Source organism: Asanoa ferruginea, assembly GCF_003387075.1.
GTDB lineage: Bacteria > Actinomycetota > Actinomycetes > Mycobacteriales > Micromonosporaceae > Asanoa > Asanoa ferruginea.
The window spans coordinates 2,680,947-2,702,443 of sequence record NZ_QUMQ01000001.1; the positions used below are offsets into that span (position 1 = coordinate 2,680,947).

The following is a 21,497-nucleotide window of genomic DNA, read 5'->3' on the forward strand; positions in this document are numbered from 1 at the left end:
GGCGACCAGCGCCGCCCCACCTAGTCGCGGGACGGCGCTCCGGCGCTGGTGCGTCAGCCTCGTCACCCTCACGGCCTCAATCACCCCGGGAAGTTCCTGCCCGAGGAGGTTACCCCGATCTCCGGCCTCTCCGGGACACACAATGTGCGATCAGTTCGCCATAGCCACCGCACCAATACGAGCTGACCTCGGACGTGTGCGGAGCGTGATCCGTGGATCTTTGTCTAACCGTCCGGCGCGGGCGGGAGCGCGAGCTGGATCAGCCGGGTGCCCTCACGCCGGGTGACCAGCCGGCCGCGGCCGGCTGGCAGCGGGCCGGGTCGGACCTGGCCGACCAGCGGACCCTCGTCGGCGTCGCCGGACATCACCAGGCCCGGCGACGCGAGCTCGCGTAACCGCTGGACGATCGGCTCGTAGAGCGCCCGCGCGGCACCGCCCGTGCGCCGGGTCAGCACCAGATGCAGGCCGATGTCGCGGGCCTGCGGCAGGAACTCCGCGAGCGCCCGGAGCGGGTTGCTCGGGCCGGCCGCGACCAGGTCGTAGTCGTCGACGAGCACGAACAGCTCGGGGCCGGTCCACCAGGAGCGGTCGCGGAGCTGGTCGGGTGTGACGTCGGCCGGTGGGAGACGGCGGCGCATGTAGCCCGCCACCGAGTCGACGAGCTGTTCGGTGTCGGCGGCGGCGGTGCCGTACCCGATCAGGTGGTCGGTCTTGACCGCGCCCAGCAGGCTGCGGCGGTAGTCGACCACGATCAGCCGCGCCTCGTCGGGGCGGAAGCGGCCGGTGACGGTCGCGGCGAGGGTGCGGAGGAACGACGACTTGCCGCACTCGGCGTCGCCGAAGAGGAGGAAGTGCGGGTCGGTGGCGAAGTCGATCGTCACTGGGCGCAGGTCGGCCTCGGCGATGCCGATCGGCAGGGTCAGGCCGGTTGCTGCCGAAGGAAGAAGGTCGGCGTAGGGGACCGAGGGCGGGAGCAGCCGGATGGGCGGCGCGGGCGGGCCGGACCAGGAGGCGGCCACCGCCGCAGGCAAGGGCAGGTCACCGGAAAGCGTCGGCTGGAGCGTCAGCAGATGGAGGCCCTCGCTGGTCACGCCCCGACCCGGAGAGTCGGCCGGCACGTCGGCCGCGGCCTTGCGGGAGATCGTCGAGTCGCTGGGGTCGCCGAGGCGGAGCTCCAGGCGGGCGCCGAAGAGGTCGCGGGTGGCCGGGCGGAAGTCGAGCCAGCGGGTGGCCGACGCGAGGACGTGGATGCCGTAGGCCAGGCCCCGACCGGCCAGGTCGGCGACCAGCGGCTCGAGGTCGTCGAACTCGCCACGCAACGTCGACCAACCGTCGACCACCAGGAACACGTGGCCTGCGGCGTCGCCGCCCTGCTCGCGGTCGGCGAGCAGGGTGGTCAGCTCGCCGACCGTGCGGCGGACCGCGGTCGTGTCGTGCCGGCCCGCGACGCCGCCGACGTGGGGCAGGTCGCGCAGCGCCGAGAGGCCGCCGCCGCCGAAGTCGAGGCAGTAGAAGCGGGCCTCCACCGGGGTGTGCGTCAGTGCGAGGCCGCAGACCAGCGTGCGCAGCGCGGTGGACTTGCCGCTGCGCGGCGCGCCGACCACCGCCACGTGGCCGGCCGCGCCGTCGAGGGCGAACCACAGCAGGTCACGACGCTGGTCGAACGGGCGGTCGACCAGCGCGACCGGCACCTGGAGCGCGCCGTGCAGCTCGGGGTTGGCGAACGTCAGGCCGCGGCCGGGCACGACCACCGGCGGACCGAGCACCTCGTCGAGGGTCGACGATTCGGCCAGCGGCGGCAGCCATACCCGGTGTGCCGGCGGACCCTGGCCGGCGATCCGGTCGACGAGTGCGTCGAGCAGGCTCGGCACCGAAGGCCCGGCCGGCGACGGCAGAGCCGCCGGGGTCGCGGCGGCCACAAGATCGGTCGTGAAGGGCAACACCCGCGGAGCGGCCACCCCTCCAACGCGCCGGGGCACCGGGCCGGAGACGTAGGCGACCCGGAACCGGCGCAGCGGATCGGTGCCCGCCTTCAGGTAGGCGTGCCCGGGCGCCCGGGGCAGCTCGTAGGCGTCGGGCACGCCCAGCACGGCCCGCGACTCGAACGGCGAGAACGTGCGCAGCCCGATCCGGTAGGACAGGTGGGTGTCGAGCCCGCGCAGCCGCCCCTCCTCGAGCCGCTGCGACGCGAGCAGCAGGTGCACGCCGAGCGACCGGCCCAGCCGCCCGATCTGCACGAACAGGTCGATGAAGTCGGGCTTGGCCGACAGCAGCTCGGAGAACTCGTCGCAGACCACCAGCAGCGACGGCAGCGGCGCGAGCGCGGCGCCGGCCAAGCGCGCCTGCTCGTAGTCGTGTCGCGAGACAAAGTTGCCCGCCCGCCGCAACAGCTCCTGGCGGCGGATCAGCTCGCCGTTGATCGCGTCGACCATGCGGTCGACCATCGGCAGCTCGTCGGCCAGGTTGGTGATCAACGCGGCGGTGTGTGGCAGCCGGTCGAGGCTGGCGAACGTCGCGCCGCCCTTGAAGTCGACCAGCACGACGTTGAGCTCGGCCGACGAGTGCGTCGCGGCCAGCCCGAGCACCAGCGTGCGCAACAGCTCTGACTTGCCGGAGCCGGTGGCGCCGATCAGCAGGCCGTGTGGGCCCATGCCGTCGTGCGCCGACTCCTTGAGGTCGAGCTCGACCGGGCCGCCGTCGGCGCCCACCCCGATCGGCACCCGGAGCTGGTCGCGGTGCGGCCGCGGCGACCACCCGTCGGCCACCGTGTAGGCGTCGGGCTCGGCCACCCCGAGCAGGTCGAGCAGGCCCAGGTCGGCGGTGGGCAGGCTGTCACCGCCGGCCACCCGCAGCGGCGCCAGTCGGCGGGCCACCGCCTCCGCGGACGCGAGGTCGAGCCCGTCGGCGACGCCCACCGACGAGACGCCCGCCATCGTGGCGGTCTCCAGCGCACCGGCAGCACCGCAGGTCAGCACCACCGTGGCGGGATCGAGCAGCCGCGGCGGCGTGCCATCGACCTCCACGACAGTGATCCCCTCGAGAAGACCGCCGTCGAGCAACCGGCCGGCACCAGCGCGGTCGGCACCGTCGATGACCACGACGACGTGCGGCCCGTCGATGCCCTCGAGCAGCCCCTCCAGCCCGGCCACCGTGTCGCTGATCAGACGCAGCGGGCCCAGGCCGTCGAACCGCGCCGGATGGCGGGCGTGCGGCAGCCACTTGACCCACTCCCACGCGGCCCGCCGCCCGGGACCGGCGGCGACGGCCAGCACCAGGTCGTCGGGGGCGTGGAAGGTGGCGAGTTGCACCAGCATCGCCCGGACCAGCGCCGGCGAGCCCCGCACGTGCACCCGGGCGAAGCCGCGCACCGACAACGCCACCGGCAGGTCGGGCACCACCGAGTAGGCGTCGAGGAAGCTCCGCAGCGCGCCGGCCGTCATCGGCTCGAGGTCGTCGAGCGGCTTGGTCACCGGCGGCACCAGCGCGGTCGCCAGCGTCTGCGGCCCGACGCCGACCCGGACCACGCCGAAGTCGGGATCGGCCGGACGCCTCTCCCACAAGCGATGGCTGCCGACCGTCGACCACAGCCGCGAAGGGTCGGGATGCCGATAGAACAGCCCCTCACGCTGCCGCGCCACGGTGGCCCGGGCCTGCCGGCGCAGCGCCGAGAGGTGGCGCAGATAGTCGCGCCGGGCCGCCAGCAACTCGGCCTTGCGCGGCCCGCCATAACCCCACGACGTCGCCAGCATCGCCAGCGAGGAGATGCCGAACATGCCGCCGACCACGTAGGAGAAGGTGCCGCCGCCGCGGCCCATCATCATCGCCATCGCGACCCCGCCACCCAGCATGGGCAGCAGCATCATGAGTTGTTGCCAGCGCCCGCCGGCGGGTTGCGGCAACTCGGGAGGCGGCTCGACCCGCAGCTCACCGCCGGGGATCTCGGGCGCGGGCCGGCGCGGCGGCCGGCGCACCAGCACCGTCGACATTGGCCCTCCCGTCTCGCTGAGCAATCCGAGCGTCGCTCATCGTAGGGAATCCGGGCGTGGCGTGGATGGCCAAAAAGGGGTCATGTGGATAACTCGTCACACCGGTAGCCTGCCCTCGTCAACGCAGCCACGTGATGGAGGACGGTCGATGCAAACCGGTCTCGCCCTGGTCACCGTCAACGCACCGCACCGCCGCGTCGACATCGCGCTGCCGCAGGACGTACCCCTGGCTGATCTTCTTCCGGAGATTCTTCGGCATGCCGGCGCCGGGCTCGCCGACGACGGCGAGCGGCACGGCGGTTGGGTCCTGCGCCGCACCGACGGCGCGGCGCTCGCGGGTGGGGAGACCCTGCACACGCAAGGGGTACGCGACGGAGATGTGCTGCACCTCGTCGCCGCCCGGCAGGAGTGGCCGGAACTCGAGTTCGACGACGTCGTCGAGGCGATCGCCGAGGGTGCCCGCCGGCGTGGCACCGCCTGGTCGGGCCCGCAGACCGCGACCGCGACGCTGGCGGCCGCCGGCGCGACCCTCGGCGTGGCCCTGGTGATGCTGTTGCGCGCCGGGCCCGACTCGGTGGCCGCGATGCTGACCACGCTCGGCGTCGCCGCGAGCCTGACGGTCGCCGGCATCCTCGCGGCCCGCGCCTACGGCCAACGCGCCGCCGGCATCGCCCTCGGCGCCTACTCGCTGCCTTATGCCTTCGCCGCCGGCGCATTGCTGCTCGCAGCTTCCGCCCCGGCCGGCCCGGTGCCCGGCCTGCACTGGATCGGCGCCCCGGAACTGCTCCTCGGCTCGGCCGCCCTGGCCCTGCACGGCGTGCTCGGCATCATCGGCGTGGGAGCGGGCAGGCGGATCTTCGCGGCGGCGGTGTTGACCGGCCTGCTCGGTGCGGCGACCGCCGGCATCGGCTTCGGCCTCACCACACCCGGTGCCGCCGCGATCCTGCTGGCGGTGCTGGCCTGCGGCGTGGGGCTGCTGCCGTTGATCGCCATCCGGCTGGCCCGGCTGCCGATCCCGCCGGTCGGCCCCGATCAGGAGCGACCGGACCGGGCTCGGGTCTTCGCCGCTGTCACCCGTGCGGAGGAACTGCTCGGCGGCCTGCTGATCGGCCACGCGGTGCTGTCGGCGGCGGCCGCTGCGGTGCTCGCCACGACGGGCGGCACGTGGGGCCGGATGCTGGCCGCCGTCTGCGGCGTCGCGCTGCTGCTGCGCTCCCGCGTGTTCGCCACGGTCCGCCAGCGGGTGCCGCTGCTGGTCGCCGGCGGTGTGGCGCTGGCCGCCGCCGCGCTGGCCGTCGTCGGCTCCCGGCCGGACCCGATGACCACGGTCGGGGCCGGCGCGCTCGGCCTGGCGCTCGTGTTGCTGTTGACCGTGGCCGGGGCGACCTACGCGCAACGGCCGGCCGGCCCCTATCTAGGCCGGGCCGTCGACATTCTGGACACCGCGCTGCTGGTCGCCGTGATCCCGATCGGGTGCGCGGTGCTGGGCCTGTTCGCGCACGCCCGCACCCTGATCGACTAGTAGGTGCCAGCCGCCTTGGCCTCTTCGGCCCGCCGGTAGGAGTTGACGATCTCGGCCTCGGCCTCGGCTCGGCCAACCCAGGTGGCGCCTTCGACCGACTTGCCCGGCTCCAGGTCTTTGTAGACCTCGAAGAAGTGCTGGATCTCGAGACGATCGAACTCGCCGACGTGATGAATGTCGCGCAGGTGCTCCTGGCGGGGGTCTTCGAACGGAACGCAAAGGACCTTGTCGTCGCCGCCCTTTTCGTCTTTCATCCGGAACATGCCGATCGCGCGACAGCGGATCAGGCAGCCGGGAAAGGTCGGCTCGGTGACCAGGACCAGGGCGTCCAGCGGGTCGCCGTCTTCGCCAAGCGTCTCTTCGATGAAGCCGTAATCGGCCGGGTATTGCGTCGACGTGAAGAGCGTCCGGTCCAGGCGGATGCGACCGGTCTTATGGTCGACCTCATACTTGTTGCGATTCCCCTTGGGAATCTCAACGGTGACGTCGAAATCCATTGCACGCTCCTTGCTTGACCGCGTTGGCCCCCTGCTGACGCACGGACGCAAGTAGTGTCGCCTAGGCCGGGCATCGAATGGGAGGAGGGGCGGGTGGGGGAAGACTCACAACCGCGCCCCGCACGCGGCCGGGCCCGGGTGCCGGGTCCTGCTGATCAACCGCCTCCGCCGACGGGTGCCAACTTACACCCATCGACGCCCCCGCCAGCCGGATCGCCACCGGTCGACAAGACTCCTTACTCCGCGCCGCCCACCCCGCCCGGCCCGTTCCCGCCGGCGGGACCCGCAAGGGCCCGGGCCGCACTGCCACCACCGGCACCACCGGTCAACCAGGGCCCCTGGATACCCCCGCCGGGTCCGGCCGCCAACCGCCCACAGGGCGCCGCGTCCGTCCCGGCCCACCACGGTCCACCGATCCCCCTGGGTCCACCGACCCCGCCCCCCGGCCTGACCTCACCCGCCGGCCCAGCGGCCGCCGAGCCACCCGCGCCGCGCCGACGCCGGCTGCGCGCCTCGCTGCTCATCCCGCTGACCGGCATCTTCGTTCTGGTCGTCTTCGCCGCCGGCCTGGTGGTCGTCCGCCCCGGCCCCGTCGCCGGCTGGCTCGGCGATGACACCGCCGGGCGCCCCGCCGCGGTCGTCGACCCGCCCGGTCCGCCGCCCGGCCCCGTGCTCGGCCCGCTCGCCGCGACCGCACCGACCCCCGACGAGGCCGGCCTCACCAAGGCCATCGGCAAGCTGGTCACCGGCAACGACCTCGGCGGCCGCACCAGCGTGGTGGTCCGTGACGTGGTCAGCGGCAACGTGATCTTCAGCAACGGCGGCAACCTGCCCACCGTGCCGGCCTCCACGATGAAGCTCGTCACGGCGGCCACCGTGCTGGCCACCCGCGGCCCCGCCTACAAGATCCCGACCCGGGTGGTCGCCGGCCCCAACCCGGGCGAGGTGATCCTGGTCGGCGGCGGCGACCCGACGCTGGCGGTCAACAGCGACAGCTTCTACGGTGGCGCCGCCCGCCTCGACAAGCTCGCCGCGGCCACCAAGAAGGCCCTCGGCGGCACCGCGCCCACCAAGGTCTACTACGACAGTTCGCTCTATTCCGGACCGGTCTACGGGCCCGGGTGGGACTCCGACATCCCGACGGGCGGCTTCGGCGGCCCGTCGACGGCGCTGACGATCAACGGCGCCAGGATCAGCACCAAGAAGAGCGCCAACGGGTACGCCGAGCGCTACACCAAGCCCGACGAGGCGGCCGCCAAGGCCTTCGCCAAGGCCCTCGGCGTCGGCGGCACACCGGCTGTCGCACCCGCGGGCGCGGTGCCGAAGGAGGCCGGCTCGCCGGGCCCGGCCGCGACCGCCAGCACGGCACCCGGCTCCGAGTTGGCCCGGGTCGAGTCGCCGCCGATGGTCCGGCTGGTCGAATACATGCTGGTCGACAGCGACAACGTGGTCGCCGAGGCGTTGGCCCGCCAGGTCGCGATCGCCAAGGGCCAGCCCGCGTCCTACGCCGGCGCCCGCACCGCCATGACCGCCGCCCTCGGCGACCTCGGGCTGCCGACCGACGGCCTGGTCATCGCCGACGGCAGCGGCCTGTCCCGCACCGACCGGCTGACCCCCGAGCTTCAGACCGAACTGCTGGCGACGGCCGCGTCCGGGAAGCGCCCGGAGCTGACCGAGCTGTTCGCCGGCCTGCCGGTGGCCTCCTGGTCGGGCACGCTCGACGACCGCTTCGGCGACCCGGCCGACAAGAAGGCCGCCGCCGGCGTGATCCGGGCCAAGACCGGCACGCTGACCGGCAATCATGCGATGGCCGGCGTGGTCACCACCGCCGACGGCCGGCTGCTGGCGTTCTCGATCCTCACCGACGGGGTCCAGGCGGGCTCCGACGAGGCCCACGCGGTCCTCGACCGGATCGCCGCGACCCTGGCCGGCTGCGGCTGCAAGTGAGGCCCCCGCTAGCTCCGGCTAGCGGATGCGGCGCCGGGGGTGTCCGGCACGGGTACCGTGGGGTGATGGCGCAGTTCGTGGACTGGGATCTGGCCGCCGCCACCGCGGGGGCGCTCGGCAAGACCGGCCCCCGGGCCTCCTACGAGGAGGCGACCGAGGTGGTCGCCGATCTGCGGCGGCTGACCGAAGAGGCGGCCGGGCACGTCAGCGACTACACGGGCCTGCGTTCTCAGGTCGCCCATCCACCGGTGCGGATCGTCGACCGCCGCGACTGGGCCGCGGTCAACGTGGCGGGCCTGCGCGAGGTGGTCAGCCCACTGATCACCCGCCTCTCTGGTGACAAGGAGCCCGGCGCGTTCACCGACGCGATCGGCTCCCGCCTCACCGGCGTGCAGGCCGGCAGCGTGCTGGCCTACCTTTCGGGCCGTGTCCTCGGGCAGTATGAGGTGTTTTCGGCCGATCCGGGGCAGCTGTTGCTGGTGGCGCCCAACATCGTCGAGGTCGAGCGCAAGCTCGGCGCCGACACCCGCGACTTCCGCCTGTGGGTCTGCCTGCACGAGGTCACCCACCGCACCCAGTTCACCTCGGTGCCCTGGATGCGCGGGCACTTCCTCGGTGAGGTCCAGTCCTTTGTCGACGCGTCGCAGAGCGGCAACGAGCACTTCGTCGAACGGCTCCGTCGCGGCGTCGCCACCCTCTCCGAGGCGATCCGCGAGCCCGACAGCCGGGCCAGCGTGCTCGACATCGTGCAGACGCCCGGCCAGCGCGCCGTGCTCGACCGGCTGACCGCGCTGATGACCCTGCTCGAAGGGCACGCCGAGTTCGTGATGGACGGCGTCGGCCCCGAGGTCATACCCACCGTCGAGCAGATCCGGGCGCGCTTCAACCGGCGCCGGGAGGCCGGCAACGCGCTGGAGAAGGCGATGCGGAAGCTGCTCGGCATCGACGTGAAGATGCGGCAATACGCCGAGGGCCGCAAGTTCGTGCACGGTGTGGTGGAGCGGGTCGGCATGGCCGGCTTCAACAAGATCTTCAGCTCGCCGTTGACGCTGCCGCGGCTCGAGGAACTCGGCGACCCGGACGCTTGGGTGGCCCGGGTCCACGGCCCAGGCGGCGGCTCCGGGCCGCTGCTGTCGCAGGGCTGACGAGACGCCGTGGCCGGTCCTGCCCCACCGGTCGCCGCGACCCGCGTCGCGGTCCGCCGAATCCTGCACGGAATACATAAAGACGCGCTGGTCATGGTGGCCTGCTCCGGCGGCGCCGACTCGCTGGCGCTGGCCGCGGCGACCGCTTTCGTCGCACCGCGGATGGGCCTGCGGGCCGGGCTGATCACGATAGATCACGCCCTGCAGGACGGCTCCGACCGGCGCGCCGCGGCTGTCGCGGCCTGGGGCGAGTCGGTCGGCCTCCATCCCTCCATCGTGGTTCCGGTCGAGGTGGCCGGCCGGCCGGGCGGTCCGGAAGCCGCCGCTCGCGAGGCCCGCTACGACGCCCTGCTGGAAACCGCACAGGCCCACGACGCCAACTCGCTGCTGCTCGGGCACACCCGCGACGACCAGGCCGAGACGGTGCTGCTCGCGCTGGCCCGCGGCGCCGGCCCGCGCGGCATGGCGGCCATGCCGGAGCGCCGCGACGTCGACGGGGTCGCCCTGTTGCGGCCACTCCTGGACATGTCGCGCGACGAGACCCGCAAGGCGTGCGCCGCGATGGGCCTCGAGCCATGGGAAGACCCACACAATCTTGATCCGTCGTACGCCCGTTCGCGGGTCCGCAGTTCGGCGTTGCCCACGCTGGTCAACGCGCTCGGCCCGGGCGTGGTGTCCAACCTGGCCCGCACTGCGCGCCTGCTGGCCCAGGACGCGGAGGCGCTCGACGTGCTCGCGGCCGAGGAACTCGAGCGGGCAACGCTCGACGAGGGCCTGTCGATCGCGATGCTCGAGGCACTGCTGCCAGCGCTGCGGGCCCGCGCCCTCCACTCGTGGGCGCTGTCGCTGGGCTGCTCACCGGCGGCGCTGTCACACCGCCACGTGACCGCCCTCGAAGCCCTGGTCACCGCCTGGCACGGCCAGGGCGCCGTGCACCTACCCGGCGGCATCCGCGCCGCCCGCGTATCGGGCGTCCTACGGGTCATCATCGACTGAGCGCGGGCCTATCTGCCGTCGCTACGCGCCAGCCGCTCCGCGTCCTCAACCCGTCTGGTGGGCCGCGCGGGAAGCCGCACGGCGGCGGCCCGATCGCCCAACGGCAGGCTTGGCCGGCGTCATGGCGCCTGGTGGGCGGCGCGGGAAGCCGCACGGCGGCGGCCCGATCGCCCAACGGCAGGCTTGGCCGGCGTCATGGCGCCTGGTGGGCGGCGCGGGAAGCCGCACGGCGGCGGCCCCATCGACCAACGGCAGGCCTGGCCGGCGTCATGCCGCGTTTTACCAACCGCGGGCCTGGCAGGGCCGGGCCCGCCAGGGACCGGCCCGTTCTCCGGCGGGAGCAACGGTCCGGACCACCGCGGACCCGGGACCGCTTTAGCTCATTTCCTGAAGGTTGATCTGTAAGCGTGCGGGGTCGCGCCCACGCGTCGGCTGAAGTGGTGGCGCAGGGTGGCGGCGTCGCCGAAGCCGCTTTTGCCGGCGACCGACTCGACGGCGAGTTCGGTTTCTTCGAGGAGGCGGCGGGCCAGCAGCACGCGTTGCCCGGTCAACCAGTCGTGTGGCGTCGTGCCGGTTTCGGCGCGGAAGCGGCGGGCGAAGGTGCGCGGAGCCATGTGGGCGCGGGCGGCCAGGTCGTCGACCGTGATCGGGCGGTCGAGGTTGGCTATCAGCCAGCTCAGCAGCGGTTCGAGGGTCGGCGCGTCGGGGGTGCGGGCGATCGGTGCCTCGATGTATTGCGCCTGGCCGCCGTCGCGGTGTGGTGGGACGACCATCCGGCGGGCCAGTTTCGTGGCGATCTCCGAGCCGTGTTGCTGGCGGACCAGATGCAGGCACGCGTCGATGCCGGCCGCGGTGCCCGCGCTGGTCAGGAGGTTGCCGTCGTGCACGTAGAGGTGGTTGCAGGCGACCTTCGCGCGTGGGAAGCGGGCCTGCAACTCGTCGGCATAGCGCCAGTGTGTCGTGCACTCGCGGTCGTCGAGCAGGCCGGCCTCGCCCAGCACGAACGCGCCCGAGCAGACGCTGAGCACCTGGGCGCCGCGGGCGTTGGCGCGGCGCAGCGCGTCGAGCACGGCCGGCGGCACGGTCATGCCGTCTTTGTGTGCCGGCACGGCGACCAGGTCGGCGTCGTCGACCGGCGTCAGGTCGGCGGCCGGGGTGATGGTGAAGCCGCTTTGGGCGCGGACCGGGCCGCCGTCGGGGGAGCACAGGTCGAAGCGGTAGCCGGGGAAGCCGTCGGCCGTGCGATCGGTGCCGAAGACCTCGCACAGCACGCCGAGCTCGAAGGCGGCGACGCCGTCCATGACGATCACCGCGACGTTGCGAAGCATGCTCGCAGCCTAGCGGAAGGGTGGCAGAAATTCGAGGGACTATGGCATCTCTGCCACTGTCTGTAAGTGTCGCTCAGGGGCAGACTCGTCTATATCAAGCCCGGTGCGCACCGGTGGTCCTCAAACAGACAAAGCCAGAGGAGCACCGCCGTGGAACTGATCCTGTTTGTCGCGTTTCTTGCCATTCTCGCGCTGGCGTCCGCCGCCGGCCTCACCGCCGACTCGCACGACTCGGCCGATTGGAAACCAACGCGTGACGGTTTCCGAGAACCACAGACGTACTGATCTTGTTAGGTGGCTGCCCGGTAGCGCTGGGTGGCCACCTTTCTTCCTGGTGGGTCGGCCATCGCGGCGTAACCGGCGTGGGGCAGGCTAAGGGCATGACCGACGGCTCCGGCTCCTGGTACGACGCCGACATCGATCACGTGATCATCACCGAGGAAGAGATCCGGGAGAAGACCGGCGCTCTCGCGAAGCAGGTGGCCAGCGACTACGCGACCGTCCAGGACGGGCTGCTGCTGGTCTGCGTGCTCAAGGGCGCCGTGATGTTCGTCGCCGACTTCGCTCGGGCACTCGGGCGCACCGGGCCGCCCGTCGAACTCGAGTTCATGGCCGTTTCCTCGTACGGGCAGGGAACCACCTCGTCCGGGGTGGTGCGGATCCTCAAGGACCTCGACCGTGACATCGCCGGTCGCCACGTGATCGTCGTCGAAGACATCGTCGACTCCGGGCTGACCCTGTCCTGGCTGCTCAAATACCTGGAGTCCCGGGCCGCCGCGAGCGTCGAGGTGGTCGCGCTGTTCCGCAAGCCCGACGCCATCAAGGTCCACGTGCCGGTGAAATATGTGGGCTTCGACATCCCGAGTGAGTTCGTCGTCGGCTACGGGCTCGACTTCGGCGAGCGCTACCGCGAGTTGCCCTATGTCGGCGTCCTGAAGCCCGAGGTCTACGCCCGAATCTGAGGATCTCCTCAACTTCGTACAGCGGACTTACAGCAACCCCCGCTAACGTATGTGCTAGCGCGGGGCGCAGTCGTTTGCGTCTCGCGCTCGGGGTGTACCTTCGAATGACCGTGGCGCACCCGGCGGCGCGGGTCGTGGCCGGTCCCGCAGAGCTTTGACTCTGCACGTGGCAGGTCGCGGCGGGCCGACACCCCGGAGCTTTCGTCCGGCACGGTCATGACGTCGATCAGGAGGATGCGGGCGGCTCGCCGCTCGACAACAGTATGGAACGTACGCGTTTCTTCCGCCGACCGGTGGTCTGGATCATCCTTGTGATCGCCGGGGCTATTGCGCTCAGCTCCCTATTCACCGGCGGCCCGAGCTATCACCGGGTCGACACCAGTGTTGCCCTGCAGCAGCTCAACAACGGTCCCAAGGACAGCATCTCCGAGGTCGTCTTCCAAGACAAGGAGCAGACGCTCCGGATCAACCTCGCCCAGCCACAGCAGTTCGGCGACACGAAGACCAATCGGATCGAGGCGCAGTTCCCGTCCGAGGTCGGCGACCAGATCTGGAATGACGTCCAGAACGCGCAGACCGCGCAGCGGATCAACGGCCCGGTCGACACCCAGGTGTCCGGCGACAACGTGCTGCTGAGCCTGCTCGTCAACCTGCTGCCGATCGTGCTGCTCGTGGTGCTGCTGCTGTTCTTCATGTCGCAGATGCAGGGCGGCGGCTCGCGGGTCCTCAACTTCGGCAAGTCCAAGGCGAAGATGATCACCAAGGACACGCCGAAGACGACGTTCGCCGACGTGGCGGGCGCCGACGAGGCGGTCGAGGAGCTCCGCGAGATCAAGGACTTCCTGCAGAACCCGGCGAAATACCAGGCCCTCGGCGCCAAGATCCCGAAGGGCGTGCTGCTCTTCGGCCAGCCCGGCACGGGCAAGACGCTGCTGGCCCGCGCGGTCGCCGGCGAGGCCGGCGTGCCGTTCTACTCGATCTCCGGTTCCGACTTCGTCGAGATGTTCGTCGGTGTCGGTGCCAGCCGGGTCCGTGACCTGTTCGAGCAGGCCAAGGCCAACGCGCCGGCGATCGTGTTCGTCGACGAGATCGACGCTGTCGGCCGCCACCGCGGCGCCGGCATGGGCGGCGGTCACGACGAGCGCGAGCAGACGCTCAACCAGCTCCTCGTCGAGATGGACGGCTTCGACACCAAGGGCGGGGTCATCCTGATCGCGGCCACCAACCGGCCCGACATCCTCGACCCGGCGCTGCTGCGTCCCGGCCGCTTCGACCGGCAGATCGCCGTCGACACCCCCGACATGGATGGCCGCAAGGCGATCCTGCGGGTGCACGCCAAGGGCAAGCCGTTCGCGCCCGACGTCGACCTCGACGCGGTCGCCCGGCGCACCCCCGGCTTCAGCGGTGCCGACCTGGCCAACGTGATCAACGAGTCCGCGCTGCTGACCGCTCGCGTCGACGGCCGGGCGATCACCAACGAAAACCTGGAAGAGTCGATCGACCGGGTGGTCGCGGGGCCGCAGCGCAAGACCCGCGTGATGAGCGACCACGAAAAGAAGATCACCGCTTACCACGAGGGCGGTCACGCTCTGGTGGCCTGGGCACTGCCGCACTCCGCGCCGGTGCACAAGGTGACGATCCTGCCGCGGTCGCGCTCGCTCGGGCACACGCTGGTGCTGCCGACGGAAGACAAATACACCCAGACCAGAGCCGAAATGATCGACACCCTGGCGTACGCCCTGGGCGGTCGTGCGGCCGAGGAGCTGGTCTTCCACGAGCCGACCACCGGCGCGGGCGACGACATCAAGAAGGCCACGTCGCTGGCCCGGGCGATGGTCACCCAATACGGCATGTCGTCGAAGCTCGGCGCGGTCAAATACGGCACCAGCGGTGACGAGCCGTTCCTGGGTCGCACGATGGGCCACGAGCGCGACTACTCCGACGTCGTCGCGGCCGAGATCGACGGCGAGGTCCGCTCGCTGATCGAGCTCGCGCACGACGAGGCCTGGGAGATCCTGGTCGAATACCGCGACGTGCTCGACAGCCTGGTTCTCGAGCTGATCGAGAAGGAGACCATCTCGACCGCCGACATGGCGCGGATCGCCGCGCGGGTCGTCAAGCGGCCGCCGATGGCCCCCTACAACGGCTTCGGCAAGCGGCGCCCGAGCACCGAGCCGCCGGTCCTCACCCCGGCCGAGCGCGAGGCGCTCAAGGTCCAGGCCGAGGCCGACGGTGCCGAGGCCCGGGTCGGCGGCGGCAACAACGCCGGCGGTCCGAACTCAAACTCGGACGGCGCACACTGAGCAACAGCGAATACGAGGCGGACGGCGAGGTAGAGCTCGATTACCTCGCCGCTCGTCTCGTAGACGGCAAGTTGGCCGGCCGTCCGGTCGAAGAGGCGGTCGACCTCGGCCGCATCGAGAAGGCCGTCCGCGAGATCCTGATCGCCATCGGCGAAGACCCAGACCGCGACGGCCTGGTGAAGACCCCGCTGCGGGTCGCCCGGGCCTACGCGGAGCTGTTCGCGGGCCTGCGGGTCGACCCCGGCCAGGTGCTCAACACGACCTTCGACGCACAGCACGAAGAACTGGTGCTGGTCCGCGACATCGAGGTCATGAGCGTCTGCGAACATCACCTGCTCCCCTTCAAGGGCGTGGCGCACATCGGCTACATCCCGGGGCCCAACGGTCGGATCACCGGCCTGTCGAAGCTGGCCCGGCTGGTCGAGATCTTCGCCCGGCGTCCTCAGGTGCAGGAGCGGCTGACCTCGCAGATAGCCGACATCCTGATGGAGAAGCTGGATCCCCGCGGCGTGATCGCGGTGCTCGAGTGCGAGCACCTCTGCATGGCCATGCGTGGGATACAGAAAGACGGAGCCAAGACCGTGACGTCAGCCGTACGCGGGATCTTCCAGAGTGACGCGAAAAGTCGCTCTGAGGCGATGGCTCTGATCATCGGCTGAGAGCCGGGGTCCTCAGACCTCGTGTGTGGCCGTGTGCCGCCGTTCTCCGACCCCCTGGGGCCGCTGAGGCCCCTGTGACGGCGTGGCCGCGCTCTGGACGGCCGCGCGGGGTAGCCCGCAGCTTGTCGACAAGTAGCGCCTTTGATGGGTTCCGCCGTGCTGTGCGCCGGCGTCGCTGTTGGTGGGTGCGCTGCCCCCCGCAACCTGTTCGGCGGCGCGAACCAATCGCCGCGGCCGACGCCGCTCCCCGGAAGAGGGACTGGCTAGTAGCTGCCGGCGAGGTAGCTCAGGAGGGCGATGCCGACGACCGCGCCGCCGGTCACCAGGAGGGCGGTCGTCATCCGGGAGGGGCCGCGGACCGCGAGGCGGTAGGCGGCGGCGCCCAGGGCCAGCACTACCAGCAGGCCGATGACCAGTTGCCAGAACGGGAAGAGCATCCCGAGCAACGCGTCTTCAGCGAGGAGCGGCCTGCCGTCGGGCATGAACTCACTCTGTCACAGGAGGACCGGCGGCCACATGCGCCGCGACCTGCTGATCTAGACATGGACAGGCACTGATTTGCATTCTGGGGTCGTTCGCACGTAACTTTCTCTCTGCAAGCGGAACACCGGACAAAACGACCGGGGGCCCGCGAGCACCACCAGCAGGGGTTTTCCGCTGAAGGTGGTCCGGGTGGTGCGATCGACCGGCGAGGCCGGATTTGAGATTGCGAAGCCGGCCGGGTAAAGTAACACAGCCGGCAGGAGCCGGGCGGGATGATCCGAGAGCCCCTCACGGGAGCCGCGGAAATCCGGCCGGTCTGCAGGATTCCTCGCAAGAAACGGAACGCGGATCGTCGCGCCCCGGTTGCGGGATCTCGGGCGAAGCGCAAGAAAGCCGAAAGTTGGGGCTTGACAGCGCGAAACCGACCGAGTAAGTTAGAGAAGTTGTGCCAAGCCCCGCAGGGCGGGCCCGAGAAATCGGGTCTGAACTCGGTGTGTGTTTGTTCTTTGAGAACTCAACAGGGTGTTTGATAAGCCAGTGCCAATTGTGATTGTTTTTGGCATCCGTTAATAATGGTTGCCGGGACACTTTTTAACAAAGGTTTTTGTTGGAGAGTTTGATCCTGGCTCAGGACGAACGCTGGCGGCGTGCTTAACACATGCAAGTCGAGCGGAAAGGCCCTTCGGGGTACTCGAGCGGCGAACGGGTGAGTAACACGTGAGTAACCTGCCCTGGACTTTGGGATAACCCTCGGAAACGGGGGCTAATACCGAATATCCACGCTTCATCGCATGGTGGTGTGTGGAAAGTTTTTCGGTCTGGGATGGGCTCGCGGCCTATCAGCTTGTTGGTGGGGTGATGGCCTACCAAGGCGACGACGGGTAGCCGGCCTGAGAGGGCGACCGGCCACACTGGGACTGAGACACGGCCCAGACTCCTACGGGAGGCAGCAGTGGGGAATATTGCACAATGGGCGGAAGCCTGATGCAGCGACGCCGCGTGAGGGATGACGGCCTTCGGGTTGTAAACCTCTTTCAGCAGGGACGAAGCGCAAGTGACGGTACCTGCAGAAGAAGCGCCGGCCAACTACGTGCCAGCAGCCGCGGTAAGACGTAGGGCGCGAGCGTTGTCCGGATTTATTGGGCGTAAAGAGCTCGTAGGCGGCTTGTCGCGTCGGCTGTGAAAACCCGTGGCTCAACTGCGGGCTTGCAGCCGATACGGGCAGGCTAGAGTTCGGTAGGGGAGACTGGAATTCCTGGTGTAGCGGTGAAATGCGCAGATATCAGGAGGAACACCGGTGGCGAAGGCGGGTCTCTGGGCCGATACTGACGCTGAGGAGCGAAAGCGTGGGGAGCGAACAGGATTAGATACCCTGGTAGTCCACGCTGTAAACGTTGGGCGCTAGGTGTGGGGGGCCTCTCCGGCTCTCTGTGCCGCAGCTAACGCATTAAGCGCCCCGCCTGGGGAGTACGGCCGCAAGGCTAAAACTCAAAGGAATTGACGGGGGCCCGCACAAGCGGCGGAGCATGCGGATTAATTCGATGCAACGCGAAGAACCTTACCTGGGTTTGACATCACCGCAAAACTTCCAGAGATGGGAGGTCCTTCGGGGGCGGTGACAGGTGGTGCATGGCTGTCGTCAGCTCGTGTCGTGAGATGTTGGGTTAAGTCCCGCAACGAGCGCAACCCTCGTTCGATGTTGCCAGCGGGTTATGCCGGGGACTCATCGAAGACTGCCGGGGTCAACTCGGAGGAAGGTGGGGATGACGTCAAGTCATCATGCCCCTTATGTCCAGGGCTTCACGCATGCTACAATGGCCGGTACAATGGGCTGCGATACCGTGAGGTGGAGCGAATCCCAAAAAGCCGGTCTCAGTTCGGATCGGGGTCTGCAACTCGACCCCGTGAAGTCGGAGTCGCTAGTAATCGCAGATCAGCAACGCTGCGGTGAATACGTTCCCGGGCCTTGTACACACCGCCCGTCACGTCACGAAAGTCGGCAACACCCGAAGCCGGTGGCCCAACCCTTGTGGAGGGAGCCGTCGAAGGTGGGGCTGGCGATTGGGACGAAGTCGTAACAAGGTAGCCGTACCGGAAGGTGCGGCTGGATCACCTCCTTTCTAAGGAGCACCTCCTGGCGAAAGCCGGGTAGGAGCCCGCAGGCCGCGAATGTCGGTCTGGGGTGCTCGATGGCGGAGACACTGGCTTAATCAACGTCCGGCAACGGCCGAAACTTTCCTTAGTACACACGCTTGCGTGAAGGAACGGGAGCTCGGTGCGGCTGGAAGTGGATACTAAACACCCTGTTGGGTCCTGAAGGAACAAGCGCTGAGCTTGTTTTTTCTGGGTTCGAATTGCCAGGCATGGCCTGGCTCCATATACCGCCGGCGGATCGTCGGGTTCTGGTGTGGGGCTTGATGGTTGTGGGTTGGTTGTTTGTTGAGAATTGCACAGTGGACGCGAGCATCTTTGTGGTCAAGTTGTCAAGGGCGAACGGTGGATGCCTTGGCACCAGGAGCCGATGAAGGACGTGGGAGGCCGCGATAGGCCTGGGGGAGCTGCCAACCTAGCTGTGATCCCAGGGTGTCCGAATGGGGTAACCCGGCACCAGTTATGTGGTGTCACCTGCACCTGAATTCATAGGGTGTGTGGAGGGAACGCGGGGAAGTGAAACATCTCAGTACCCGTAGGAAGAGAAAACAACATGTGATTCCGTGAGTAGTGGCGAGCGAAAGCGGATCGAGCCTAAACCGGTTGCGTGTGATACCTGTCAGGGGTTGCGTGGTCGGGGTTGTGGGACACTACTGATTGGGCTGACAACCAGTCGAGAAGTTACAAAACTAGCTGCTAGCTGAATGGTCTGGAAAGGCCGACCGTAGACGGTGATAGTCCGGTAGGTGAAAGTGGCTGGTCTTCTGTGGTTGTTCCCGAGTAGCGGCGGACCCCTGTAATCTGCCGTGAATCTGCCAGGACCACCTGGTAAGGCTAAATACTTCCTGGTGACCGATAGCGGACGAGTACCGTGAGGGAATGGTGAAAAGTACCCCGGGAGGGGAGTGAAATAGTACCTGAAACCGTTCGCCTACAATCCGTCGGAGCCTTTAGGGGTGACGGCGTGCCTTTTGAAGAATGAGCCTGCGAGTTAGTGGCACGTGGCGAGGTTAACCCGTGTGGGGGAGCCGTAGCGAAAGCGAGTCCGAATAGGGCGTTGAGTCGCGTGTTCTAGACCCGAAGCGGAGTGATCTAGCCATGGGCAGGCTGAAGCGCGGGTAAGACCGCGTGGAGGGCCGAACCCACCAACGTTGAAAAGTTGGGGGATGACCTGTGGTTAGGGGTGAAAGGCCAATCAAACTCCGTGATAGCTGGTTCTCCCCGAAATGCATTTAGGTGCAGCGTCGCGTGTTTCTTGCCGGAGGTAGAGCACTGGATGGTCTAGGGGGCCTACAAGCTTACCGAAATCAGCCAAACTCCGAATGCCGGTAAGTGAGAGCGCGGCAGTGAGACTGCGGGGGATAAGCTTCGTAGTCGAGAGGGAAACAGCCCAGATCACCAGCTAAGGCCCCTAAGCGTGTGCTAAGTGGAAAAGGATGTGGGGTCGCTTAGACAACCAGGAGGTTGGCTTAGAAGCAGCCACCCTTTAAAGAGTGCGTAATAGCTCACTGGTCAAGTGGTTCCGCGCCGACAATGTAGCGGGGCTCAAGTACACCGCCGAAGCTGTGGCATTCACATAATAACCCCGCCTAAACTTTCGGGTTTGGGTGCAGGTGTGTGGATGGGTAGGGGAGCGTCGTGCCGCGGGTGAAGCAGCCGAGTGATCGAGTTGTGGACGCGGTGCGAGTGAGAATGCAGGCATGAGTAGCGCAAGAAGGGTGAGAAACCCTTCCGCCGGATGACCAAGGGTTCCAGGGCCAGGCTAATCCGCCCTGGGTGAGTCGGGACCTAAGGCGAGGCCGAGAGGCGTAGTCGATGGACAACGGGTTGATATTCCCGTACCCGCGAAAGAGCGTCCCTGATGAACCTTACTGTGCTAACCACCCAAACCATCCAAGACCTTCGGGTTGAGGGTGGGGAGCGTGGGAACCTGGTGGGTAGTAGTCAAGCGATGGGGTGACGCAGGAAGGTAGCTGATCCCGGCCGGTGGTTGTGCCGGGGTAAGCGTGTAGGCCGCACCATAGGCAAATCCGTGGTGCATGAAGGCTGAGACGTGATGCCGAGCCGATTCAGGTGAAGTCAGTGATCCTATGCTGCCGAGAAAAGCCTCTAGCGAGTTCTTAGCGGCCCGTACCCCAAACCGACACAGGTGGTCAGGTAGAGAATACCAAGGCGACGGGCGAACTGTGGTTAAGGAACTCGGCAAATTACCCCCGTAACTTCGGGAGAAGGGGGGCCGGACACGTGAAGCAACACGCTTGTGGAGCGTGGTATGGCCGCAGAGACCAGGGGGAAGCGACTGTTTACTAAAAACACAGGTCCATGCGAAGAAGTAATTCGATGTATATGGACTGACGCCTGCCCGGTGCTGGAACGTTAAGGGGACCTGTTAGCTCTTCGGGGCGAAGCGGAGAACTTAAGCGCCAGTAAACGGCGGTGGTAACTATAACCATCCTAAGGTAGCGAAATTCCTTGTCGGGTAAGTTCCGACCTGCACGAATGGCGTAACGACTTCCCTACTGTCTCAACCACAGGCCCGGCGAAATTGCAGTACGAGTAAAGATGCTCGTTACGCGCGGCAGGACGGAAAGACCCCGGGACCTTTACTATAGCTTGACATTGGTATCTGAGTTAATTTGTGTAGGATAGGTGGGAGCCTGTGAAGCTCGTACGCCAGTACGGGTGGAGGCAATCTTGAAATACCACTCTGGTTGATTCGGGTATCTAACTTCGGACCGTGATCCGGTTCAGGGACAGTGTCTGGTGGGTAGTTTAACTGGGGCGGTTGCCTCCTAAAGAGTAACGGAGGCGCCCAAAGGTTCCCTCAGCCTGGTTGGCAATCAGGTGTTGAGTGTAAGTGCACAAGGGAGCTTGACTGTGAGACTGACAGGTCGAGCAGGGACGAAAGTCGGGACTAGTGATCCGGCACCGGCATGTGGAAGCGGTGTCGCTCAACGGATAAAAGGTACCCCGGGGATAACAGGCTGATCTTCCCCAAGAGTCCATATCGACGGGATGGTTTGGCACCTCGATGTCGGCTCGTCGCATCCTGGGGCTGTAGCAGGTCCCAAGGGTTGGGCTGTTCGCCCATTAAAGCGGTACGCGAGCTGGGTTTAGAACGTCGTGAGACAGTTCGGTCCCTATCCGCCGTGCGCGTAGGATACTTGAGAAGGGCTGTCCCTAGTACGAGAGGACCGGGACGGACGAACCTCTGGTGTGCCAGTTGTCCCGCCAGGGGCACGGCTGGTTAGCTACGTTCGGAAGGGATAACCGCTGAAAGCATCTAAGCGGGAAGCTCGCTTCAAGATGAGGTATCCCACCCACACTTGTGTGGGGTAAGGCCCCCAGCTAGACCACTGGGTTGATAGGCCGGAAATGTAAGCCCGGTAACGGGTTCAGTTGACCGGTACTAATAGGCCGAGGACTTGACCTACAAAGCTGCTACGCGTCCACTGTGCAACTCCCGACAAACAAACACCCGAGACCACTTGTTGTTGGTCGGTTGTTTGATATGTCGA

Annotated in this window: 12 protein-coding genes and 2 rRNA genes; 10 read left to right on the forward strand and 4 right to left on the reverse strand. The window is 68.0% G+C overall.

The window, feature by feature from the left end; all coding sequences use genetic code 11:
* Positions 1-224: 224 nt before the first annotated feature.
* A complete protein-coding gene (gene eccCa / locus DFJ67_RS12760) occupies positions 225-3,986 on the reverse strand; it encodes a type VII secretion protein EccCa (RefSeq protein ID WP_116068077.1) in 3,762 nt (1,253 codons plus the stop codon).
* A gap of 148 nt (positions 3,987-4,134) precedes the next feature.
* Between eccCa and eccD the strand changes: the two genes are divergently transcribed.
* Positions 4,135-5,508, forward strand: a complete 1,374-nt coding sequence (gene eccD / locus DFJ67_RS12765; RefSeq protein WP_116068078.1) for a type VII secretion integral membrane protein EccD — start codon at positions 4,135-4,137, stop codon at positions 5,506-5,508.
* Here eccD and DFJ67_RS12770 read toward each other — a convergent pair.
* On the reverse strand, positions 5,505-6,005 hold the full coding sequence (locus DFJ67_RS12770; RefSeq protein ID WP_116068079.1) for an inorganic diphosphatase: 501 nt from the start codon (positions 6,003-6,005) through the stop codon (positions 5,505-5,507). The two genes, eccD and DFJ67_RS12770, sit on opposite strands and share 4 nt — an antisense overlap.
* 414 nt (positions 6,006-6,419) lie before the next feature.
* Between DFJ67_RS12770 and dacB the strand changes: the two genes are divergently transcribed.
* The 3 genes from dacB (at position 6,420) to tilS (ending at position 10,093) form a co-directional block, all read left to right on the forward strand.
* Positions 6,420-7,952, forward strand: coding sequence for a D-alanyl-D-alanine carboxypeptidase/D-alanyl-D-alanine endopeptidase (gene dacB / locus DFJ67_RS12775; protein WP_409363004.1), 1,533 nt, complete (start codon positions 6,420-6,422; stop codon positions 7,950-7,952).
* Positions 7,953-8,017: 65 nt separating this feature from the next.
* Positions 8,018-9,097 (forward strand): zinc-dependent metalloprotease, encoded by a 1,080-nt coding sequence (locus DFJ67_RS12780; RefSeq protein WP_116068080.1) that lies wholly within the window; start codon positions 8,018-8,020, stop codon positions 9,095-9,097.
* A 9-nt stretch (positions 9,098-9,106) separates the two neighbouring features.
* Complete coding sequence (gene tilS, locus DFJ67_RS12785; RefSeq protein ID WP_203784499.1) at positions 9,107-10,093, forward strand: tRNA lysidine(34) synthetase TilS; 987 nt, start codon at positions 9,107-9,109, stop codon at positions 10,091-10,093.
* Between the two features lie 380 nt (positions 10,094-10,473).
* Here tilS and DFJ67_RS12790 read toward each other — a convergent pair whose 3' ends face one another.
* Positions 10,474-11,421, reverse strand: a complete 948-nt coding sequence (locus DFJ67_RS12790) for a GlxA family transcriptional regulator (protein ID WP_116068081.1) — start codon at positions 11,419-11,421, stop codon at positions 10,474-10,476.
* A gap of 150 nt (positions 11,422-11,571) precedes the next feature.
* Here DFJ67_RS12790 and DFJ67_RS44350 point away from each other — a divergent pair, with 150 nt between their 5' ends.
* The 4 genes from DFJ67_RS44350 (at position 11,572) to folE (ending at position 15,345) form a co-directional block, all read left to right on the forward strand.
* Positions 11,572-11,706 carry a hypothetical protein gene (locus DFJ67_RS44350; RefSeq protein ID WP_275407706.1) on the forward strand — a complete coding sequence of 45 codons (135 nt, stop codon included), beginning with the start codon at positions 11,572-11,574 and terminating at the stop codon, positions 11,704-11,706.
* Positions 11,707-11,801: 95 nt separating this feature from the next.
* The gene (gene hpt, locus DFJ67_RS12795; RefSeq protein WP_116068082.1) at positions 11,802-12,383 is read left to right on the forward strand and encodes a hypoxanthine phosphoribosyltransferase; all 582 of its coding nucleotides are present in this window, start codon (positions 11,802-11,804) and stop codon (positions 12,381-12,383) included.
* Between the two features lie 263 nt (positions 12,384-12,646).
* Positions 12,647-14,686 carry an ATP-dependent zinc metalloprotease FtsH gene (gene ftsH / locus DFJ67_RS12800; RefSeq protein WP_116068083.1) on the forward strand — a complete coding sequence of 680 codons (2,040 nt, stop codon included), beginning with the start codon at positions 12,647-12,649 and terminating at the stop codon, positions 14,684-14,686.
* Positions 14,683-15,345, forward strand: a complete 663-nt coding sequence (gene folE, locus DFJ67_RS12805) for a GTP cyclohydrolase I FolE (protein ID WP_116068084.1) — start codon at positions 14,683-14,685, stop codon at positions 15,343-15,345. Before ftsH ends, folE begins: the two co-directional genes overlap by 4 nt.
* A 263-nt stretch (positions 15,346-15,608) precedes the next feature.
* Here the strand turns inward: folE and DFJ67_RS12810 are convergent, their stop codons facing one another.
* Positions 15,609-15,827 (reverse strand): hypothetical protein, encoded by a 219-nt coding sequence (locus tag DFJ67_RS12810; protein ID WP_116068085.1) that lies wholly within the window; start codon positions 15,825-15,827, stop codon positions 15,609-15,611.
* Positions 15,828-16,432: 605 nt separating this feature from the next.
* On the opposite strand from DFJ67_RS12810, the gene DFJ67_RS12815 reads away from it, so the two are divergent.
* Both DFJ67_RS12815 and DFJ67_RS12820 read left to right on the forward strand, forming a co-directional pair.
* Positions 16,433-17,948, forward strand: a 16S ribosomal RNA gene (locus tag DFJ67_RS12815).
* A 353-nt stretch (positions 17,949-18,301) separates the two neighbouring features.
* A 23S ribosomal RNA gene (locus tag DFJ67_RS12820) occupies positions 18,302-21,412 on the forward strand.
* The 16S and 23S rRNA genes sit together here, the layout of an rRNA operon.
* Positions 21,413-21,497 lie beyond the last annotated feature (85 nt).